Source organism: Corallococcus sp. BB11-1 (assembly GCF_026626625.1).
Lineage (GTDB): Bacteria > Myxococcota > Myxococcia > Myxococcales > Myxococcaceae > Corallococcus > Corallococcus soli.
Genome location: NZ_JAPNJY010000023.1, coordinates 102,308 through 119,504 on the forward strand (window position 1 = coordinate 102,308; position 17,197 = coordinate 119,504).

A 17,197-nucleotide genomic window follows, 5' to 3' on the forward strand; every position below is an offset into this window, starting at 1 on the left:
TGCGGTGACTCCTACGGGTGGGCGTGGCCCTCGTGACCGCTCTGCGCGGACGGCGCGCGCGGGGGCGGCAGCGTGATGAAGGGGGCGGCGTTGGCGTCCCCATTGGCCAGCACCAGCGAATAGATGAGCGGCGCGGACGGCGGCACCATCCGGCCGTTCAACAGCACCAGCGGCGTGCCCCGGATGTCGAACTTCATGGCGTACTCGACGTCCTGGCGCAGCTTGCCCAGCGTCTGGGGGTCGCTCATGCACGCCTCCAGCTGCGGGCGCGCCACGGAGCCGGACGTGGCGATCTCCATCACCTTGTCCGTGCTCAGGAAGGCCTGGGCGGCGAACAGCCGCTCGCGCAGCTTCCAGAAGTCCTTCGCGCCCTCCAGGCACACCTGCGCCTTGGCGGCCTCACACCGCACGCTGGGCGCGTCCGGGCCCCGGCGCGGGATGGCCGGGTTGCACGCGCCATCCAGCGGGAAGTGGCGGGCCTCCACGGACAGCTTGCCCTCGGGCGAGGCGCGCTTGATGTACGCCAGCTCCTCCACCAGCGTCTTGCAGTGGGGGCACTTGCTGTCGGTCCACTCCACCACCTTCACGGGCGCGTCCTCCGGACCGTAGATGTGGCGCGCGGGGTAGGCGGCGGGCTGCGGCGTTCCGGCCCGGTACACCGCGAGCGCGTTGGACAGGGACTGCTTCTGCTCCTGGGGCAGGCTCGCCAGGTAGGCCTCCAGCGTCGGCGGCGTCACGGGCGGGGGCTCCACCTCGTCCCCGTAGGTGACCTTCTCCGGGGCCGCCGAGCCCGGCACGAAGGCGCCGGCCTTCTGCGCATGCGGGGTGGCGCGGCCGGGCATCTGCATGGCGACGAAGGCGACGGCGGAGATGCCCACCGTCCACTTGAGCGCATCGCCCCACTCGCCCGCCTGGGGCATCAGGGGACCGGGGAGGCCTCGCCAGGCGACGCCCGCGAAGGCGAGCACCAGCGCATAGGTGCCCATGCACGTGGGGCACATCACGCCCACCTGGGCGCTGACGGCCGCGAAGACGATGACGGAGACGATGCCCGCGACGGCCAGCAGGCGCAGGCCGTTGGTGGCCGGGCGCACGGAGCGCTTCGCCTTCGCCCACGCGAGGTACAGCGCGCAGAGGCCCACCGCGGCGAGCCCCCACACGAGCCCCAGGCCGGCGATGGGGATGCCGAGCGTGTCGTGCACGGCGCTGGCGAAGTCCGAGTTCCAGACGGTCTCGCAGTTGACCTGTTCGCTGATGCCGCAGCTGGTGGATCCGCCCGCGCGCAGCGTGAGCAGCTCCATCCACTGGTAGATGGCGAGCCCGCTGGTGAGGATGCCCAGGACCAGCAGCGCCAGGGCGCCACGGGTGGGGACGGGGGCGGCCGGGGTCGAGGCCTTCTTGCTCATGCGTGCTCCGGAGGCGGGGTCATCAGGACGAGGAGGCGGGCGTTGTCCGGGCCGTCGTTGACGACGCCGTGTTCGGAGCCCGCGGGGGCGAAAAGGGTGGAACCGGGGCCGTGCGTCGCTTCCTCATCGCCGATGCGGAAGCGGCAGCTTCCGTCCAACACGACGTACACCTTGTCGGACGTGGCATGCCGGTGGGGCTTCTGCGCCTGGCCCGGGGCCAGACAGTAGACGTCGAGGAAGAAGCGACCGGACTGGAAGACGGTGTGCTTCTGGAGCTTCTCCAGGGAGAACCCCTGGAAGGCCGCAAGCTGCTTCACATCCATCGTGGCAATCGCTCCTTCGCCTCTATATAGCGACGGGCATGGAACCGCTGTCGCTGCATTTTGTTCACGAGCAAGTGGGTGCCCGCTTCATTTCGGTGGGCGGCCGTGAAGTGGTGGCCGGGTATGGAGACGTGGGCACGGAGTATGGCGCGGCCCGTGACGCCGTGGCACTCCACGATGCGTCCTACCGCGAAATCCTCCGGATAACGGGGGAGGATCGCGCCTCCTTCCTCCACGGCATGGTCACCCAGGAGGTGAAGAACCTCCCGGTGGGCTCGGCCGCCTATGCCGCCTTCATCACGGTGAAGGGCGCCATGGTGGGCGACGCGCGCATCCTCAAGCGGGAGGGCGACCTGCTCCTGGACATGGAGCCCGGCCTGGGCGCCAAGGTGCGGGAGTTCCTGGACAAGTACCTCATCTCCGAGGACGCGGAGCTGCACGACGGCACCTCGGAGTCCGGCTGGCTGCGGCTGCTCGGCCCCCGGACGGCCCAGGTGCTGGCGGCTGTCCTGGGCCGCCCCTTCGAGGGCCTGGCGGCGCAGGCCAGCCAGCCGGCGGTGCTGGCCGGCCAGGACGTGTGGCTCCTGGGGACGGCGCTGCCGGGCGGGGTGTCCGGCGTGGACGTGCTGGTGCCGCGCGCGGGGCTGGAGGCGGTGTGGACAGCGCTCGCACAGGCGGGGGCGGCGCACGGGCTGAAGCCGCTGGGGTTCGACGCGCTGGAGCTGCTGCGGGTGGAGGCGGGGGTGCCGCGCTACGGGCAGGACATGGTGGACACCACCATTCCCCTGGAGGCGAACCTCACGCACGCCATCTCCTACAACAAGGGTTGCTACATCGGGCAGGAGGTCATCGCCCGGGCCACCTTCCGCGGCCGGATGAACCGCCAGCTCGCGGGCCTCCTCCTGGGGGAGACGGACGTGGCGCCCGGCACGGAGCTGCGCCGGGGTGAGAAGAAGGTGGGCTGGGTCACGAGCGTGGTGCGCTCGCCGGTGAAGGGCCAGCGCGTGGCGCTGGGCTACGTGCACCGTGAGTCGCTGGAGCCGGGCACGGAGCTGACGCTCGCGGACGGGGCTGGCACCGTCACGGTGGCTGCCCTGCCCTTCACCGCCGGGTAGGATGGCCCCCGGCCGCGCTGGCCATGGCGTGGCACCGGGGGAGTCCATCATGCGGAATGGAGCAATGGGTCGTGTCCTGGCGCTCGTGGGGATGTCCCTGCTGGGCGTCGCGTGCTCGGATCCCGACGTCTGCAACCACGACTACGACTCCGTCACCTACGCGGTCACGGAGAACACGTGCGGACCTTCCGCCACGGGCACGCTGCGGGTGTTCTCCGAAGAGGACTCCTGTGAGGCCTTCGCGGAGATGGACGAGGGCCTGGGCCTTCCCACCGACGTCAATCCCCGCATGCCCAGCAGCCGCCTCTCCTCCGGGGAGAGCCACCTGGCCCGCGAGCTCTGGGGTCTGATCTACAGCCGCTTCGACTCAGATGGAGGAGAGGTGCGTCCCTACCTCAGTCGGAACTGCAACTTCACGGACAGTGCCCCGCCGGGGCGGAAGCTCCTCTGCCGGGACATCGTGGACACGAACCCCCAGGCGCCGCAGCCCGAGTGCACCGCCGTGCTGACCCGGCAATGAAGCCAGACGTCCGCATGGCCTCCACCGAGGAGCGCGTCAGCCCCGTCTGCCGCGTGTCTCCAGGTGGTGCCAGAGCCCAGCCGCCAGGGCTCCAGCCGCCATGCAGATCGCAGTCACAATCCCCGCGCTGCCGACCACCTGGCCGAACGCAATCCCCAACACCAATCCGCCGAGTATTCCCCAGACAATCCTGGCTTCCATGCTGAATCCCTTTCATGCGAGGGGGAGCGCTCACGCTTCACCGGAAGGGGGCCATGGGGAATTCGAGGTTGGAGACCTTCGCGCCCCCGCGTCGCCGTTCGACGGCGAGCGCGCGCAGGACGCTGAGCCTGATTCCACAGGGATGCCCGGTCATCTCGTCCGCTCCATGGGTTGGCGCTGTCCGGCCATAGGCAGCCAACTCAAGCTAGGCGCTGAGACGAAGACGGACACCTCCCCATGCCGCTCGGGCGACCGCTCCTCCCGAAGGATGGGAAGCCTTCGGGGGGTGGCGTCTCGGGTAGGCCCCTAACGTTTCGGCCCGGGGGTCCCACGAAACAGGCTCAGCAGCTGACGGGCCCCCCGCGTCACCAGGCCGAACAGCAGCGCCAGGGCAAGCAGCAGGGCAGGTAAGGCGAGTGCGCCCAGCACGGCGCCCGCCAGCAAGCCGGCCACGCCCCACCCGATTCCCGACATGAAGCCCACCACCCCGCCCGCCACGCTCCCCAGCACCGCGCCCGCAAGGATGATGGGTTCAATGAGGTTCATGTCACGGGGTCACGAGCGGCCTGGGCAGCCCAGGCCCACCAAACACAGCAGCAACAGGAAGCGCCAGGGTGGCCAGGAACCGAATCCCTGGCCACGCCTGTCCCGGCCCCGGGCCTTAGATGCGCCCTTCGGCCTTCTGCGCACGCTCGATGCTCTCGAACAGGGCGCGGAAGTTACCGCCGCCGAAGCCCTGGTCTCCCTTGCGCTGGATGATTTCGTAGAAGAACGGGCCCGCGTCCGGCTGCTTGTAGAGGCTCGCCGCGTCCTTCATGAAGATCTGGAGCATGTAGCTGCGCTCCTTGTCACCGTCGATGAGCACCTCCAGGTCGCGCAGGACGTTGATGTCCTCGTCGATCTTCTTGATGCCCATGCGCTGGATGCGCTCCGGAAGCGCGTCGTAGTACGAGCCCGGCGTGGGCATGAACTGGATGCCCGCGTTCTGCCGCATGTCCTTCACGGACGTCAGGATGTCCTTCACCGTGATGGCCAGGTGCTGCACGCCATCACCGCGGTGGTCCTCGTTGAAGATGTTGATCTGGCTGGCCTTGAAGAACGGGAACTTGGGCTCGTTGTTCGCGAACTTCACGCCGCTCTTCGGGTCCCACATCACTTCCGACTTCAGGCCGCTGCCGTGGTCGCGCTTCTGCTGCGACGCCACGTCGTCGGTGTGGAACTCGATGTGCCAGAACTTCTCGAAGCCCATCACGTGCTCCATCCACAGGAGCATGGGCTTCATCGTCTGGAAGTTCGACGTGACGTGGTCCACCCGGTCGAAGCCATACTTGTTCTGGCCGCCCTGGGGCTGCGCGTGCACCTGGAAGCCCGGGTAGATGGACTTGTAGTTGTCCCGCTGCAGGAAGCGGAACGTCGTGTCACCGAACGGGGTGGTGATGGAGAAGAACGACAGCTTGCCGCCCGCGTCGTCCGTGAAGCGCTGGATGTCCGTGATGAACGTGGCGCCGCGCGACTCCAGCAGCTTGAACGCCTTCTCCACGTCCTCCACCTCGAAGTTCAGCGTCCCCACCCCGTCCGGGTGCTTGCGCAGGTAGCGCCACGCCCGGCCCCCTTCCCCGACAGGCTGGCTCACCACCAGCGCCACGTCCCCCGCCTGGAACAGCGCCGACTTCTGCTTGCCGTGCGCGTCCAGCTCCGGCCCGGAGACCGCCACTTCCGCGAAGTCCAACCCCTTCGTGTAGAACTGGCGGCTGCGCTCCAGGTCATGCACGTACCAGTGGATGCTCTCCAGGGTCTTGATGCCCAGCGATTCCTGCTTGGCCATGTCGCTGACTCCTCGTGATGAGAAAGATGTGGGGACTACGCCGGCTGCGCGTCGGGCTGCCGGTCCGGCTGCGCCGCCTGGAAGGCGGGAAGTTCGTTGCACGCCGCTTCAATGCGCAGCAGCGTGGGGTACGGCGTCAGGTCTACACCCAAGCGGCGGGCCCCGTAGAGCTGGGGCACGAGCAGGATGTCCGCGAACGACACCGCGTCCCCCACACAATAACGCCCCACCGTGGCCTGCACCGCTGTCTCCAGGGCCGTCAGCCCGTGCGCGTTCCAGTGCGCGCCCCAGGCCTTCTCGTCCCCCTTCAACACGTCCCTGACGCGCAGCACCACCGACGTGTTCTGCAAGGGCTGGATGCCGGCATTCACCATCTCCGCCAGCATCCGCGTCCGCGCCCGGAGGTACGCCTCCGAGGGCAGCAGGGCAGGCGAGCCCCCGCGCTCCTCCAGGTACTCCAGGATGGCCATGGACTCCGACAGCCGGCGCTCCTGGCCGCCGTCGTCCGTCCACTCCAGCGTGGGCACGCGCCCCATCGGGTTGACGGCCCGGTAGGCGGGCTGGTGCTGCTGGCCGCCGTCCTTCACCAGGTGCACCGGCAGGTACTCGAAGGGGATGCCCTTGAGGTTCAGCGCGATCCGCACGCGCCAGGACGCGGACGAGCGCCAGTAGCCGTGGAGGCGCACCTGCATCATGGGACCTTCACCACCGTCTGGGCGATGCGGCCGAAGGGGCTGTGGCCCTCGCCGTCCAGCATCTCGATTTCGATGGTGTCCCCCGGCTTCATGAAGGACGTCTTCGGCTTGCCCTCGTCGATGGTCTCGATCATCCGGCGCTCGGCGAGGCAGGAGATGCCCCGCGCGCGGTCCTCGTTGGACACCGTGCCGCTGCCCAGCACCGTGCCCGCCGTGAAGGCGCGCGTGCGCGTCAGGTGCTGGATGAGGTCCAGGAAGGAGAAGTGCATCTCCGGGCCCGCGTCGGTGTCGCCCACCAGCTCGCCGTTGAGCAGACTGCGCATGCGCAGGTGCACCCGGCCGTCCCGCCACGCGGAGCCCAGCTCGTCCGGCGTCAGCGCGAAGGGGCCGAACGCGGTGGCGGGCTTGCTCTGGAAGAAGCCGAAGCCCTTGGCCAGCTCCTCCGGGATGAGGTTCCGCAGGGACACGTCGTTGGCGATCATCACCAGCTTGATGTACTTGCCCGCGTCCTGGGCCAGCGTGCCCATGGGCGTGTCACCCAGCACGACGCAGACCTCGCTCTCGAAGTCCAGGCCCCAGGCCTCGTCGCGCAGGGGGATGTCCTGCGTGGGCGCCAGGAAGTCGCCGGAGCCACCCTGGTACACCAGCGGATCCGAGCGCAGCGTGGCGGGCGGCTCCGCGTTGCGCGCCTTGCGCACCAGCAGGACGTGGTTGATGTACGCGCTGCCGTCCACCCATTCATAGGCGCGGGGCAGCGGCGCGTGCAGCGCCTTCACGTCCAGCGGGCGGCTCTGCACCGCGTCCGCTTCCAGTTGCTGGGCCAGGGCGCGCAGCTGCGGCTCGCGCGCGTCCCAGTCATCCAGTGCCGCCTGCAGCGTCAAGGCCACGTTGGTGGCCAGGGCATAGGCGGAGTTGTCCCGCTTGACGACGATGAGCCGCCCATCGCGGGTTCCGTCCTTGAGCGTCGCGAGCTTCAATTCCGGGCTCCCTGGGCGGCCGGAGGGGAGGAAGACGGACCGCCTGAACTGCACGGCTTTTCCGCCGGGGCATCAGGGGAGTCAAGCACGCCTGTTGAACGCGGCGCGGCATTCCGTTTCCCCTCCAGCAACACTGCTGGCCGGTAGCACGCTCGCTGCTGCCTCCGGGGACCGCCACGCCGGGGCCTCGTGGAAACCCCCGAGGCGGCGGGGGGCTGCCCGGCCGGCTGGCCCGCGGACGGGCGGGGGGACGCAGGGGATGGAGCCGGGAAGCGCGGACGTGTCGACTGTTCAAGACCCGAGCGTCGCACGCCCCCCGTGTGGCGCTGCCCCCTGGCAGGGACCCGGGCGGCAACCCAGGTTGTGGGGAGGGCTGTCCGGCCGACCACGACACCGGGGCGACGAGGTAGGGGCGCGCGAGGGTACTGAATGGCGGGAGGCTTCCAACAGGCCGGCAACACCTCGGGGGAGCCACACCCGGGCCGGCGGCTGGGCAATCGCTATGAACTGCGCCAGCGCCTGAAGACGGGCCGGGGCATCTCCACCTGGCAGGGCCTGGACCTGCTCACCCAGGAGCAGGTGCTGGTGAAGGTGACGTCCCTGTCCGCCTTCGTGCCCACCGCCCGCCACCGCCTGGAGCACGAGGCGGAGGTGCTGGCGCGGCTGCACGGCCAGGCGCTCGTGCCCGTGCGCCACCTGGGCACCTTCGACGACCTGCTCTACCTCGTCACGCCCTGGGTGGAGGGGGAGACGCTGGAGGCGCGCCTGCTGCGCGGCCCCCTGTCCGTGCGCGAGGCCGTCACGCTGGGCCAGCGCCTGCTGGAGGCGCTCCGGGAGGCGCACCACGAGGGCATCCTCCACCGCGACGTGAAGCCGTCCAACGTGCTGGTGCGCGGCGCGCCGCTGTCGGCCGCGTGGCTCACCGACTTCGGCCTGTCGCGCAGCGAGCGGTTGGACCCCTCGCTGCGCGATCTGCCCGTGGGCACCGCGCGCTACCTGTCGCCGGAGCAGGCGGGGCTGCTCAACCGGCCCGTGGAGGCGCCGTCGGACCTGTACGCCGTGGGGCTGGTGCTCTTCGAGGCCCTGGCGGGCCGCCCCGCCCTGGAGGGCGCCTCGGTGGGCGAGGTGCTGCGCCTGCACCTCGCCGTGCACCCCCGGCTGCGGCCGGTGGGCGTGGAGGTGCCGCTCGCGATGGAGGAGCTCATCGCGCGGCTGAGCCAGACCGACCCGCGCGACCGCTACCAGTCCGCGGAGGCCGCGCTCGCGGACCTGAACGCGCTGGAGGCCGCGCTCCTCCGGGGTGAGGCGGAGCCCGCGCTCGTCACCGGCGCGCACGACCACCGCCAGAGCCTCACCGAGCCGTCCTTCGTGGGCCGCCGCGAGGAGTTGGCCACGCTGGAGCGCGAGCTGGCGCACGCGAGGGCCGGGGGCGCCCGCGCCGTCGTCGTGGAGGGCGAGTCCGGCGGCGGCAAGAGCCGACTGCTGGAGGAGTTCTCCGCGCGCGCCACGGGCCAGCGCGCGTGGGTGCTGCACGGACAGGCGCAGGACCAGGCCGCGCAGCGCCCCTTCCAGCTCTTCGCGGGCGTGGCGGAGGGCATCGCCCAGGCCGTTCGCGACCAGCCCGCCCTGGGGGCGCTGCTGCGCGAGCGGCTCTCCGGGCAGGAGGCCGGCCTGTGCACGGTGCTGCCCCACCTCACGGAGGTGCTGGCCCCCGGCATGTCCCAGCCCCAGTCGCAGGGCCTGGGGCCGGAGTCGCTCAGCGAGAGCCGCAGCATCTGGTGCCTCACCGCGCTGCTCAACGCGCTGGGCACCCCCGAAGCGCCCGCGGTGGTGGTGCTGGAGGACTGCCAGTGGGCGGATGCGCTCACCCTGCGCGCGCTGGAGGCGTGGAGCCAGGGACGGCGCGCGGCGGACGGGCGGCTGCTGCTGCTGGTGTCGTTCCGCAGCGAGGAGATCCCCCAGGGGCACGTCCTGCGGCGGCTGTCTCCGGGCGCGCACCTCAAGCTGTCCGCCTTCGGCGCGGCGGAGGTGGCGCTCCTGGCGGAGTCCATGGCCGGCGTGCTGCCGCCAGAGGCGGTGGAGCTGGTGACGCGGCTGTCGGAGGGCAACCCCTTCATGGCGTCCGCGGTGCTGCACGGCCTGGTGGAGGACGGCGTGCTCATGCCCGGCCCGGACGGCTGGGAGGTGCAGGCGGAGGCGATGGCGCACGCGAGGTCCTCGCGCCAGGCGGCCACCTTCCTCGTGCGGCGCCTGCGGCTGCTGCCCCCGGAGTCGCTGCACGTCCTGAGCGTGGGCGCCGTGCTGGGCAAGGCGTTCGACGCGCGGGCGGTGGCGGCCCTCTCCGGCACGCCGGTGGAGGCCGTCAACACCGCGCTGGAGCCCCCGCGCCGCCGGCACATGTTGTGGATGGAGGGCACGCGCTCCACCTTCGTGCACGACAAGCTGCGCGAGGTGCTGCTGGACCTGCTGTCGCAGGAGGAGCGGCGGGAGCTGCACCGGCTGGCCGCGCGCGCCGCCGCGCAGGCCGTGCCCTCCGACCCCTTCGAATTGGCCTACCACTTCGACGCGGCGGGCGAGCCTTCCCAGGCCCTGCCGCACGCGCTGGTCGCGGCGGAGCAGGCCCGCCAGCGCTTCGCCCTGGACACCGCGGAGCTCAACTACCGCATCGCGGAGCGCGGCGCGGCGGGCGCGGATGCCCACACCCGCTACCGCATCGCCTCCGGCCTGGGCACCGCGCTGATGATGCGCGGCCGCTACGACGAGGCCCAGTCGCAGCTGGAGGCCGCGCAGCGGCTGGCGCGCGACCGGCTGGAGCAGGGCCGCACGCTGGGGCACCTGGGGGAGCTCGCCTTCAAGCGCGGCCAGACGGTGCAGGCCAACGCCTACCTGGAGCAGGGCCTGAAGCTGCTGGGCCGCTGGGTGCCGCCCGACGCGCTCACCACCGGCGCGAGCGCCGCGTGGGAAATCCTGACCCAGGCCGCGCACACCCTGGCGCCGCGCCTGTGGCTGGGCCGCAAGTCGCTGGCGAACGGCGAGGAGGACATGCTCGCCGTCAACCTCTACAGCCGGCTGGCATACGGCTACTGGTACCAGCGCGGCCGGGCCGCCGTGCTGTGGGCCCACCTGCGCGACATGAACCTGGCGGAGCGCTACCCGCCCACGCCGGAGCTGGCGCAGGCGTACTCCGCGCACTCGCCCGCGCTCACCACCCTGCCCTGGTTCCAGCGCGCGTATGCCTACGCGGAGAAGTCGCTGGCCCTGCGCCAGCAACTGGGCGACGTGTGGGGCCAGGGCCAGTCGCTGCACTTCTACGGCCTGGCGCTCTATGCCTCGTCGCGCTTCCGCGAGTGCATTGAGCGGTGCCGCGAAGCGGTGCGCCTGCTGGAGCGCACCGGCGACCCGTGGGAGGTGAACAACGCCACCTTCCAGATCGCCATGTCGCTCTACCGCCTGGGCCGCTTGAAGGAGGCCGCGGGGGTGAGCCAGAAGCTGCACGCGGCGGCGCTCACGCTGGGGGACCGCTACTCGCTGCGCCTGGGCCTGGAGGCGTGGGCCAAGTCCGCCGGGGGCCGCATCCCCGCGGCGCTGCTGGAGACGGAGCTGGCGGCGCCCACCGCCACCGACCCGCAGTCCTTCGCGGGCGTGCTCCAGGCGGAGGCCCTGCGCCTGCTGCACGCGGGCGACCCGGCGCGCGCCGCGGACGTGCTGGAGCGCGCCGAGCGCGTGGTGGAGGACGCGCACCTGCGCCAGGAATACGTGGCCCCCATCACCCCGTGGCTCGCCACCGCGCGCCGGCAGCTCGCGCAGGAGGCCAGCCCCCTGCACCCGAAGCGCCGGGACGCCCTGCTCGCGCAGGCCGAGGCCGTGGCGAAGCGGGCCCACGCCGTGGCGCGCACCTACCGCAACAACCTGCCCCACGCGCTGCGCGAGCGCGGGCTGCTGTCCGCGCTGCGGGGCCGCCCCAAGCAGGCCCGGAGGCTCCTGAATGAAGCGCTGCGCGTGGCCGAGGCGCTGGAGATGCGCCAGGAGCGCGCGCTGACGCTCAAGGCCCGGGGCGAGGTGGGCCAGGCCCTGGGCTGGGCCGGGGCGGCGCGGGACTCGGAGGTGGCCACGCGCGAGCTGGAGGCCATGGACGACGGCCTGCACCCGGAGCCGGACAGCACGTCCGGCGTGGGCACGCTGTCGCTGGTGGACCGCTTCCCGCGCGTGCTGGAGGCGGGCCGGCGGCTGGCCTCCGCCCTGTCGCGCGAGGCCGTCTTCGAGACCGCGCGCGGCGCCATGCTGGAGCTGTTGCGCGCGGAGCGCTGCGCGGTGGTGGACCCCCGGGCCCTGGTGTCGGAGGAGGACGCGAAGACGCAGGGGCTGAGCCGCACCGCGCTCGCGCGGGCGCTGGAGACGGGGCGCATCACCGTGCTGGGCCAGGGCCTGCCCGGCGGCATCAGCGAGAGCATGGAGCTGCTCGGCGTGCGCTCGCTGCTGTGCGCGCCGCTCCAGGTGCGCGGCAAGACGGTGGCGTGCGTGGTGGCCAGCCACCGCAAGGTGGGCGCGCTGTTCGGCGAGGACGAGGAGCGGCTGGCGTCCTTCGTGGCGGTGCTCGCGGGCGCCGCGCTGGAGAACGCGGAGAACTTCGCGCGCATCGCCGCGCTCTCCGAGGAGCAGGGCCGGCTCTACCGGGAGGAGCAGGAGGCGGTGCGCCGCCGGGACGACTTCCTGTCCATCGCCGCGCACGAGCTGAAGACGCCGCTCACGTCGTTGCAGCTGCACATCCAGGGGCTCCAGGCGAAGGCGAAGGGCGCGCCCATGGCGCCGGAGAAGCTGACCGCGAAGCTGGAGTCCGCCTATTCACAGACGCAGCGGCTGGGGAAGCTGGTCAACGACCTGCTGGACATCTCCCGCATCGGGCAGGGCCAGCTGCACATCAAGCGCGAGGACGTGGACCTGGTGACGCTGGTGCGCGGGCAATTGGAGCGCAGCCGCGAATCGCTGACGCGCGCGGAGTGCGAGGTGCGCTTCCACGCCACCGAGCCCCGCTTCGTGGGCCACTGGGACGCGCTGCGGCTGGAGCAGGTGGTGGGCAACCTCCTGACCAACGCGATGAAGTACGGCGCGGGCAAGCCCGTGGAGGTGACGCTGGACGGGGACGCGACCCGCGTGCGCCTGCAGGTGCGCGACCACGGCATCGGCATCGCGGAGGAGGACCGGGCGCGCATCTTCGAGCGCTTCGAGCGCGCGGTGTCCGTGCGCCACTACGGCGGCTTCGGCCTGGGGCTGTGGATCGTCCGCGAAATCGTCCAGGCGCTGGGCGGCGGCATCGACGTCGCGAGCACCCAGGACCAGGGCTCCACCTTCACCGTCACCCTGCCCCGCTCCGGCGCGCCCATGCACTGAGGGGCGCGCCGGGCCCGCGGGCCTACCGGCGCGTCACTTCCAGGTAGATGACGTTGTCCTGCGAGTCACGGAACAGCCGCACGTTGGCCACCTGCTCCAGCGGCGTCTCCGCCAGCAGGCCGCGCATGCCGTCCTCGTCGCGGTAGGTGAGCCACCAGTCCATGAAGGCCTCCATGTAGCCCGTCTCCGGCGGGTGCACCGCGAAGTTGGCCACCAGCAGCCGGCCCCCCGGACGCAGCATCCCGAAGAACACCGCGGTGAGGCGGCTGGCCACGGAGTCCGACAGGTAGTCGTACAGCCCGGCCGAGTACACGAAGTCCAGCTCCGAGAACGTCACCTTGCCCGACAGCAGCGCGCGCACGGAGCCGCACACCGGCCGCACGACGCCGCCCGGGTGCAGGCGGGAGATCTCCGCCAGGCTCACCGGGTCCTGGTCGAACGCGATGAGCTCCTGGAGCCGGCCCTGCGCCACCGCGCGCGACTGCTCCGCCTCCCGCAGGTGGCCGCACGCCACCGACAGGATGCGCCCGTCGGGCCGGCGCTCCGCCGTCTCATCCATCATCCGCGCGAGCAGCGCGCGGCGCTCGCGCACGCTGCGCGCGGAGGGCTGCCCGTGCATGTACCGGTAGATTTCACGGCCCGCGTGCAGCTCGTCCGCGGCGTGGTCCATGTACAGGTAGTCGATGAGCGCCGCGTCCCCCGCGTAGCCGCGAGGCCGCTCGAAGGCGTGCCGGGTGAAGGGGCACTGGTGCAGGAAGGGGCGCATCGGGTGCTTGCGCGCCAGCTCCTGGCAGAAGCGCTTCCACACCTCCGGGCTCCACTGCCGCCGCCGGTCGATGAGGCCCCCATGCAGGGACGCCATGCCGTGGTGCAGGACGTCGTCCGGCCCCTCCAGCATCCGGGTGTGCAGCGCGTCCAGCCACTCCCGCGCTTCGACGAGCGCCTGCTCCGGCCCTTCATCTTCCGCGGGGGGAGTCACCAGGACGAGGTGGTTGGGTTCAGGCGCGACCGGCAAAGCCGCGCCGTGGACCGACAGGATGTTCTGGCGCATAGGCATCATCCTGACAACCTGGGAGCGAAGGGCATCCACTTCCCGCGCGCCCCGGGGTCGCCCGTTCTGGCTCCTGCCGGCCAGACAGGCCCTCCACCTCCCTTCCACGCCCGTCCCCCCGGAGCGCGGACGGAGGGGCTAGCCTTCGATGCCCCGGAGGATCTGGAAGCTGTCCCCGTCGTCCTGCCAGGCCAGGCTCAGCCCCCGTGACGGGCCCGCCGCGCTCCCGCCGCCCGTCACGCCGTGCTGCTCCAGCGCGTCTTCAATGTCCTGTCGCACCGCGAGCACCGGGTGCACCTTCAGGCCCGTGGCGAACGCCACCGCGTCCATCAGCGCCAGGTCCTGCGGCCGGTGCGTGGCCACGTGCAGTTCGCCCCGCGCGCCCCGGAAGGACAGGCGCAGCGGGAACACCCCCAGCCGGCGCAGCACCGCGTGCGGCACCATCCGCACCACCGCCGGGGACACCTTGCGCACCTCCTCGCCCCGCACGAAGGGGACGCCCAAAAGCCGCGACAGGCCGCGCTGCACCGTCTCCGCGTCCAGGAGGTCCAGCGCCACCAGCGCCTCCCCCAGCGGGCAGCCCCAGCCCTTCTGGTACTCCAGGGCGACGTCCACCTGTTTGGACGACACCTGGCCCCAACGCACCAGCCATTCACCCAGCCGCAGCTTCCCCATGAGAGGACCCCCAGCGCGCGACGTCCGCCGCGCCCAAGAGGTCATGCGCCCTGCGTGCCACAACCTGGGTGCAATCCTTCCGCACCCTTGCACCTGGACTTCCACGACAGGGTGAAAGCTTTTCCGCGTCCGGCCGGTCGGAATGACAGGCCGGACGCGGAGGGGTTCAATCGCACGCACTCCACCGCGACCGCCGCACCGGTTCACACCCTCAGCGGGTGGAGCTGCTCCGGGCACTCCCAGTACGTGTACTCGCAGGTGGCCCGCGTCTCGTCGCACGGCACCTGCATGATGGTGATGAGCTCGCACGGGTGGAGCGGCGCCTCCAGCGCGCGGGTGCGGTGGCCCGCGTCCAGCCCGTCCGGCCGCGTGCCCGCGTCCGCGCCCCCGTCAACGCCCTCCACGGGCAGCGGCGCCACCACCGCGTGGTTGCCGGACACCCCCGCCCGCTCCCGGTCCTCCCCGCTCGCGCGGGTCTCCAGGGAGGGCTTCCCTCCCAGTGCGTCCCTCACGGACGGCACGGCCGGGGCCGCGCCCAGCACCGCGCCCAGGACATACAGCTTCGTTCGCATGACCTCCCCCTTGCCGGCTTCGGCTTTCCGTCGGCGCGCGTCGTGACGCACCGGGTCCGGTCGAGCTGGCAGGGACGGTTCTACCAGCAAGGTCTGACATCCCCTGCCCCGCCCGCCAGGGGAATGCGGGCGTCCGGTATCCGACGACAGGCACTGCGGTTAGGATGGCGCGCCCCGCCTGGAGAGCCGTACCGCGCATGAAGATTGAAATCGCCCACCTGCCCCACGACATCATCGAGGTCATCTACCCTTCGGAAGTGACGCCGAAGGACGTGACCGACTACGTCGAGCAACTGAAGAAGGACATCACCGCTCGCGGCGGCAAGGAATGGTCCGCCCTGGTGGACCAGTCCAAGCTGCGGGTGATGCCCGCCACGGTGGTGGGGGAGATGGCGCGGCTGAACGCGTACGCCCAGCAGCGCGGCATGGTGCGCTCCGCGCGCGTGGTCGTGGACCCCGGCAGCGGCCTGCAGGCGTGGCGCATGACCAAGAACGCCGGCCTCACCATCCCCGCGAAGACCTTCGAGACCCGCGCCGAGGCGCTGGCCTGGCTCGAAGCCCCCGACGCGGACTAGCCCCCTCCCCCGGGGAAACCTCCACCGTCGTGCGGACGCCCTGCGACCGCACACGTCCGTCTCCGTATTACAGTAGCACCCCATTCCTTCGCTGAGTCTGTCGCTGTCCCGTCAGGAGTCGCCCGCATGTCCCAGTCCGTCCCCGCCTTCCGAGCGAAGCTGCTCGGCACCCTGTTGTGCACCCTCACCGCCCTGGCCTGCGGACCGGCCGCCGAGTCCGGCGCTCCGGAAGAGACGCCGCTGTCCGAGTCGCGCACGCCGGTCGTCTACGGCACGGATGATCGCAGGGACGTCTACGACCACCCCAGCGCGGCGCTGCGGGACCGGGCGCGGCAGTCCACCGTGGCGCTGCTGTTCCCGGAGTCCATCGACGCCTCCAACCCGAACAACGTCATCCTCGACGGCACGACGCTGGACGAGTGGGAGAACCTCTGCACCGACCAGCGCTTCCGCGACGACCCCGCCCCGGCCTTCTGCTCGGGCACGCTCATCGACGATGACCTGGTGCTCACCGCGGGCCACTGCATCACGAACCAGTCGGAGTGCGACGACACGCGCTTCGTCTTCAAGTTCTACCGCACCGCGGAAGGGGTGATGGAGACCCTCACCAGCGCGGACGTCTTCTCCTGCAAGAGCATCGTCGCGCGCAAGCTGCAGGAGTCGGGCGACCGCTACGTGGACTTCGCCATCGTGAAGCTGGACCGCTCGGCGGCGCCGCGCTTCACCCCCGCGCCGGTGCGCCCCGGCAACACGGCCCTGGCGGTGGGCACGAACGTGGCCGTCATCGGCAGCGGCAGCGGCATCCCGTTCAAGATCGACTCGGGCGGCGCCGTGCGTGAGAACAACGCGTCCTTCCTGGACTACTTCGTCGCCACCACGGACACCTTCGCGGGCAACTCCGGCTCCGGCGTGTACGAGACGACCAACAACACCGTGGCCGGCATCCTGGTGTTCGGCGACGAGGACTACGTGGCGCGCGGCAGCTGCAACGTGGTCAACGTGTGCAAGGAGACGGCCTGCGCCGGCGAGGGCATCATCTACGTGAACCAGGCCATCCGCGAGCTGTGCGCGCGGACGACCAACGCGCGGCTGTGCAACACCACGCCGCCCCCGCCCACGAAGTACGACTTCACCGCGTCCAACACCGCCACCGCCACGCGCAACACCCGCAACGGCACGGTGACGCTGGCCGCCGGTGAGAAGCTCACCGTGGGCACCTGCGGCGTCACCGGCGCGGCCGTCACCGGCGACTCGTACCTGCGCCTGCGCGGCCCGTCCGGCGCGGAGGTCGCCTCCAACGACGACGCGTGCGGCGGCACGGGCTCTCGCATCACCTACACCGCCACCGTCGCGGGCACCTATGAAGTCCGCGCCGGCTGCTACCAGAACGGCGGCTGCGGCGGCACCGTCGCCTGGGAAGTGACCCCGGGCGCTGGCACGACCCCGACGGCCGGCGCCAGCGCCTTCGAAGTCAGCGACACCGCCAGCGCCACGCGCAACACGGCGAACGTGGACGTGACGCTCCAGGCCGGCCAGTCGCTGACCTTCGGCAGCTGCGGCGTGACGGGCGCGTCCGGCACGGGCGACACGGTGGTGCGGCTGTTCAACGCCGCCGGCCAGCAGGTGACGTTCAACGACGACGCGTGCGGTTCGCTGTCCCGCGCGGCCTACACCGTGCCCTCCGGCGCGGGCGGCGTGTACCAGATGCGCATCGGCTGCTTCGGCGACTCCGCGTGCGACGGCACGCTGGCCTGGACCGTCCAGTAGTCAGCCCCCGCTGGTAATGCTTCCTCCCGGGCCCGTGCCCCTCCACCGTCAGGGCGGAGGGGGGCGGGCCCGGTGCTTTTCCGCCCCCGGCAGGTCGCAGCGCGCCG

14 protein-coding genes are annotated in these 17,197 nt (G+C 71.5%); 5 read left to right on the forward strand and 9 right to left on the reverse strand.

Translation table 11 applies throughout. The features are described 5' to 3' along the window. Window positions 1–11: 11 nt before the first annotated feature. Both OV207_RS18915 and OV207_RS18920 read right to left on the reverse strand, forming a co-directional pair. The gene (locus OV207_RS18915; protein ID WP_267556549.1) at window positions 12–1,406 is read right to left on the reverse strand and encodes a thioredoxin domain-containing protein; all 1,395 of its coding nucleotides are present in this window, start codon (window positions 1,404–1,406) and stop codon (window positions 12–14) included. Next, window positions 1,403–1,729 carry a cupin domain-containing protein gene (locus OV207_RS18920; RefSeq protein WP_193350066.1) on the reverse strand — a complete coding sequence of 109 codons (327 nt, stop codon included), beginning with the start codon at window positions 1,727–1,729 and terminating at the stop codon, window positions 1,403–1,405. The genes OV207_RS18915 and OV207_RS18920 overlap by 4 nt, the downstream gene beginning before the upstream one ends. Window positions 1,730–1,767: 38 nt before the next feature. Here OV207_RS18920 and OV207_RS18925 point away from each other — a divergent pair, with 38 nt between their 5' ends. Both OV207_RS18925 and OV207_RS18930 read left to right on the forward strand, forming a co-directional pair. After that, a complete protein-coding gene (locus OV207_RS18925) occupies window positions 1,768–2,844 on the forward strand; it encodes a YgfZ/GcvT domain-containing protein (RefSeq protein WP_267556550.1) in 1,077 nt (358 codons plus the stop codon). Between the two features lie 64 nt (window positions 2,845–2,908). Next, a complete protein-coding gene (locus OV207_RS18930) occupies window positions 2,909–3,364 on the forward strand; it encodes a hypothetical protein (protein ID WP_193350069.1) in 456 nt (151 codons plus the stop codon). 507 nt (window positions 3,365–3,871) lie between these two features. On the opposite strand, the gene OV207_RS18935 is transcribed toward OV207_RS18930, so the two are convergent. The 4 genes from OV207_RS18935 to OV207_RS18950 form a co-directional block, all read right to left on the reverse strand. Further along, window positions 3,872–4,111: a hypothetical protein gene (locus tag OV207_RS18935; RefSeq protein WP_193350071.1), complete on the reverse strand. Its 240-nt coding sequence runs from the start codon at window positions 4,109–4,111 to the stop codon at window positions 3,872–3,874. Between the two features lie 115 nt (window positions 4,112–4,226). Continuing rightward, window positions 4,227–5,390 (reverse strand): 4-hydroxyphenylpyruvate dioxygenase, encoded by a 1,164-nt coding sequence (gene hppD / locus OV207_RS18940; protein WP_193350073.1) that lies wholly within the window; start codon window positions 5,388–5,390, stop codon window positions 4,227–4,229. A 35-nt stretch (window positions 5,391–5,425) separates the two neighbouring features. Then, a complete protein-coding gene (maiA, locus tag OV207_RS18945) occupies window positions 5,426–6,085 on the reverse strand; it encodes a maleylacetoacetate isomerase (protein WP_267556551.1) in 660 nt (219 codons plus the stop codon). After that, complete coding sequence (locus OV207_RS18950; protein ID WP_193350077.1) at window positions 6,082–7,062, reverse strand: fumarylacetoacetate hydrolase family protein; 981 nt, start codon at window positions 7,060–7,062, stop codon at window positions 6,082–6,084. Before OV207_RS18950 ends, maiA begins: the two co-directional genes overlap by 4 nt. A gap of 429 nt (window positions 7,063–7,491) precedes the next feature. Between OV207_RS18950 and OV207_RS18955 the strand changes: the two genes are divergently transcribed. Further along, entirely contained in the window at window positions 7,492–12,450 is a 4,959-nt protein-coding gene (locus OV207_RS18955; protein WP_267556553.1) for an ATP-binding protein, read from the forward strand. Window positions 12,451–12,472: 22 nt separating this feature from the next. Here the strand turns inward: OV207_RS18955 and OV207_RS18960 are convergent, their stop codons facing one another. The 3 genes from OV207_RS18960 to OV207_RS18970 all read right to left on the reverse strand — a co-directional run bounded on the left by OV207_RS18960 (window position 12,473) and on the right by OV207_RS18970 (window position 14,748). Then, on the reverse strand, window positions 12,473–13,501 hold the full coding sequence (locus OV207_RS18960) for a class I SAM-dependent methyltransferase (protein WP_267556554.1): 1,029 nt from the start codon (window positions 13,499–13,501) through the stop codon (window positions 12,473–12,475). A 138-nt stretch (window positions 13,502–13,639) separates the two neighbouring features. Continuing rightward, window positions 13,640–14,176 (reverse strand): pilus assembly protein PilB, encoded by a 537-nt coding sequence (locus OV207_RS18965; RefSeq protein WP_267556556.1) that lies wholly within the window; start codon window positions 14,174–14,176, stop codon window positions 13,640–13,642. 203 nt (window positions 14,177–14,379) lie between these two features. Beyond that, the gene (locus OV207_RS18970) at window positions 14,380–14,748 is read right to left on the reverse strand and encodes a hypothetical protein (protein WP_267556557.1); all 369 of its coding nucleotides are present in this window, start codon (window positions 14,746–14,748) and stop codon (window positions 14,380–14,382) included. A 197-nt stretch (window positions 14,749–14,945) separates the two neighbouring features. Between OV207_RS18970 and OV207_RS18975 the strand changes: the two genes are divergently transcribed. Together OV207_RS18975 and OV207_RS18980 are read left to right on the forward strand one after the other, a co-directional pair. Further along, window positions 14,946–15,323: an STAS/SEC14 domain-containing protein gene (locus OV207_RS18975; RefSeq protein WP_193350086.1), complete on the forward strand. Its 378-nt coding sequence runs from the start codon at window positions 14,946–14,948 to the stop codon at window positions 15,321–15,323. 126 nt (window positions 15,324–15,449) lie between these two features. After that, window positions 15,450–17,090: a serine protease gene (locus OV207_RS18980; protein ID WP_267556559.1), complete on the forward strand. Its 1,641-nt coding sequence runs from the start codon at window positions 15,450–15,452 to the stop codon at window positions 17,088–17,090. The last annotated feature ends 107 nt before the right edge of the window (window positions 17,091–17,197 follow it).

Coding starts and splice junctions, on each gene's coding strand:
- OV207_RS18970 (WP_267556557.1), bottom strand. CDS start 14,748: ATGCGAACGAAGCTGTATGTCCTGGGCGCGGTGCTGGGCGCGGCCCCG.
- hppD (WP_193350073.1), bottom strand. CDS start 5,390: ATGGCCAAGCAGGAATCGCTGGGCATCAAGACCCTGGAGAGCATCCAC.
- OV207_RS18920 (WP_193350066.1), bottom strand. CDS start 1,729: ATGGATGTGAAGCAGCTTGCGGCCTTCCAGGGGTTCTCCCTGGAGAAG.
- OV207_RS18930 (WP_193350069.1), top strand. CDS start 2,909: ATGGGTCGTGTCCTGGCGCTCGTGGGGATGTCCCTGCTGGGCGTCGCG.
- OV207_RS18980 (WP_267556559.1), top strand. CDS start 15,450: ATGTCCCAGTCCGTCCCCGCCTTCCGAGCGAAGCTGCTCGGCACCCTG.
- OV207_RS18955 (WP_267556553.1), top strand. CDS start 7,492: ATGGCGGGAGGCTTCCAACAGGCCGGCAACACCTCGGGGGAGCCACAC.
- OV207_RS18965 (WP_267556556.1), bottom strand. CDS start 14,176: ATGGGGAAGCTGCGGCTGGGTGAATGGCTGGTGCGTTGGGGCCAGGTG.
- OV207_RS18915 (WP_267556549.1), bottom strand. CDS start 1,406: ATGAGCAAGAAGGCCTCGACCCCGGCCGCCCCCGTCCCCACCCGTGGC.
- OV207_RS18925 (WP_267556550.1), top strand. CDS start 1,768: ATGGAACCGCTGTCGCTGCATTTTGTTCACGAGCAAGTGGGTGCCCGC.
- OV207_RS18935 (WP_193350071.1), bottom strand. CDS start 4,111: ATGAACCTCATTGAACCCATCATCCTTGCGGGCGCGGTGCTGGGGAGC.
- OV207_RS18960 (WP_267556554.1), bottom strand. CDS start 13,501: ATGCGCCAGAACATCCTGTCGGTCCACGGCGCGGCTTTGCCGGTCGCG.
- OV207_RS18975 (WP_193350086.1), top strand. CDS start 14,946: ATGAAGATTGAAATCGCCCACCTGCCCCACGACATCATCGAGGTCATC.
- maiA (WP_267556551.1), bottom strand. CDS start 6,085: ATGATGCAGGTGCGCCTCCACGGCTACTGGCGCTCGTCCGCGTCCTGG.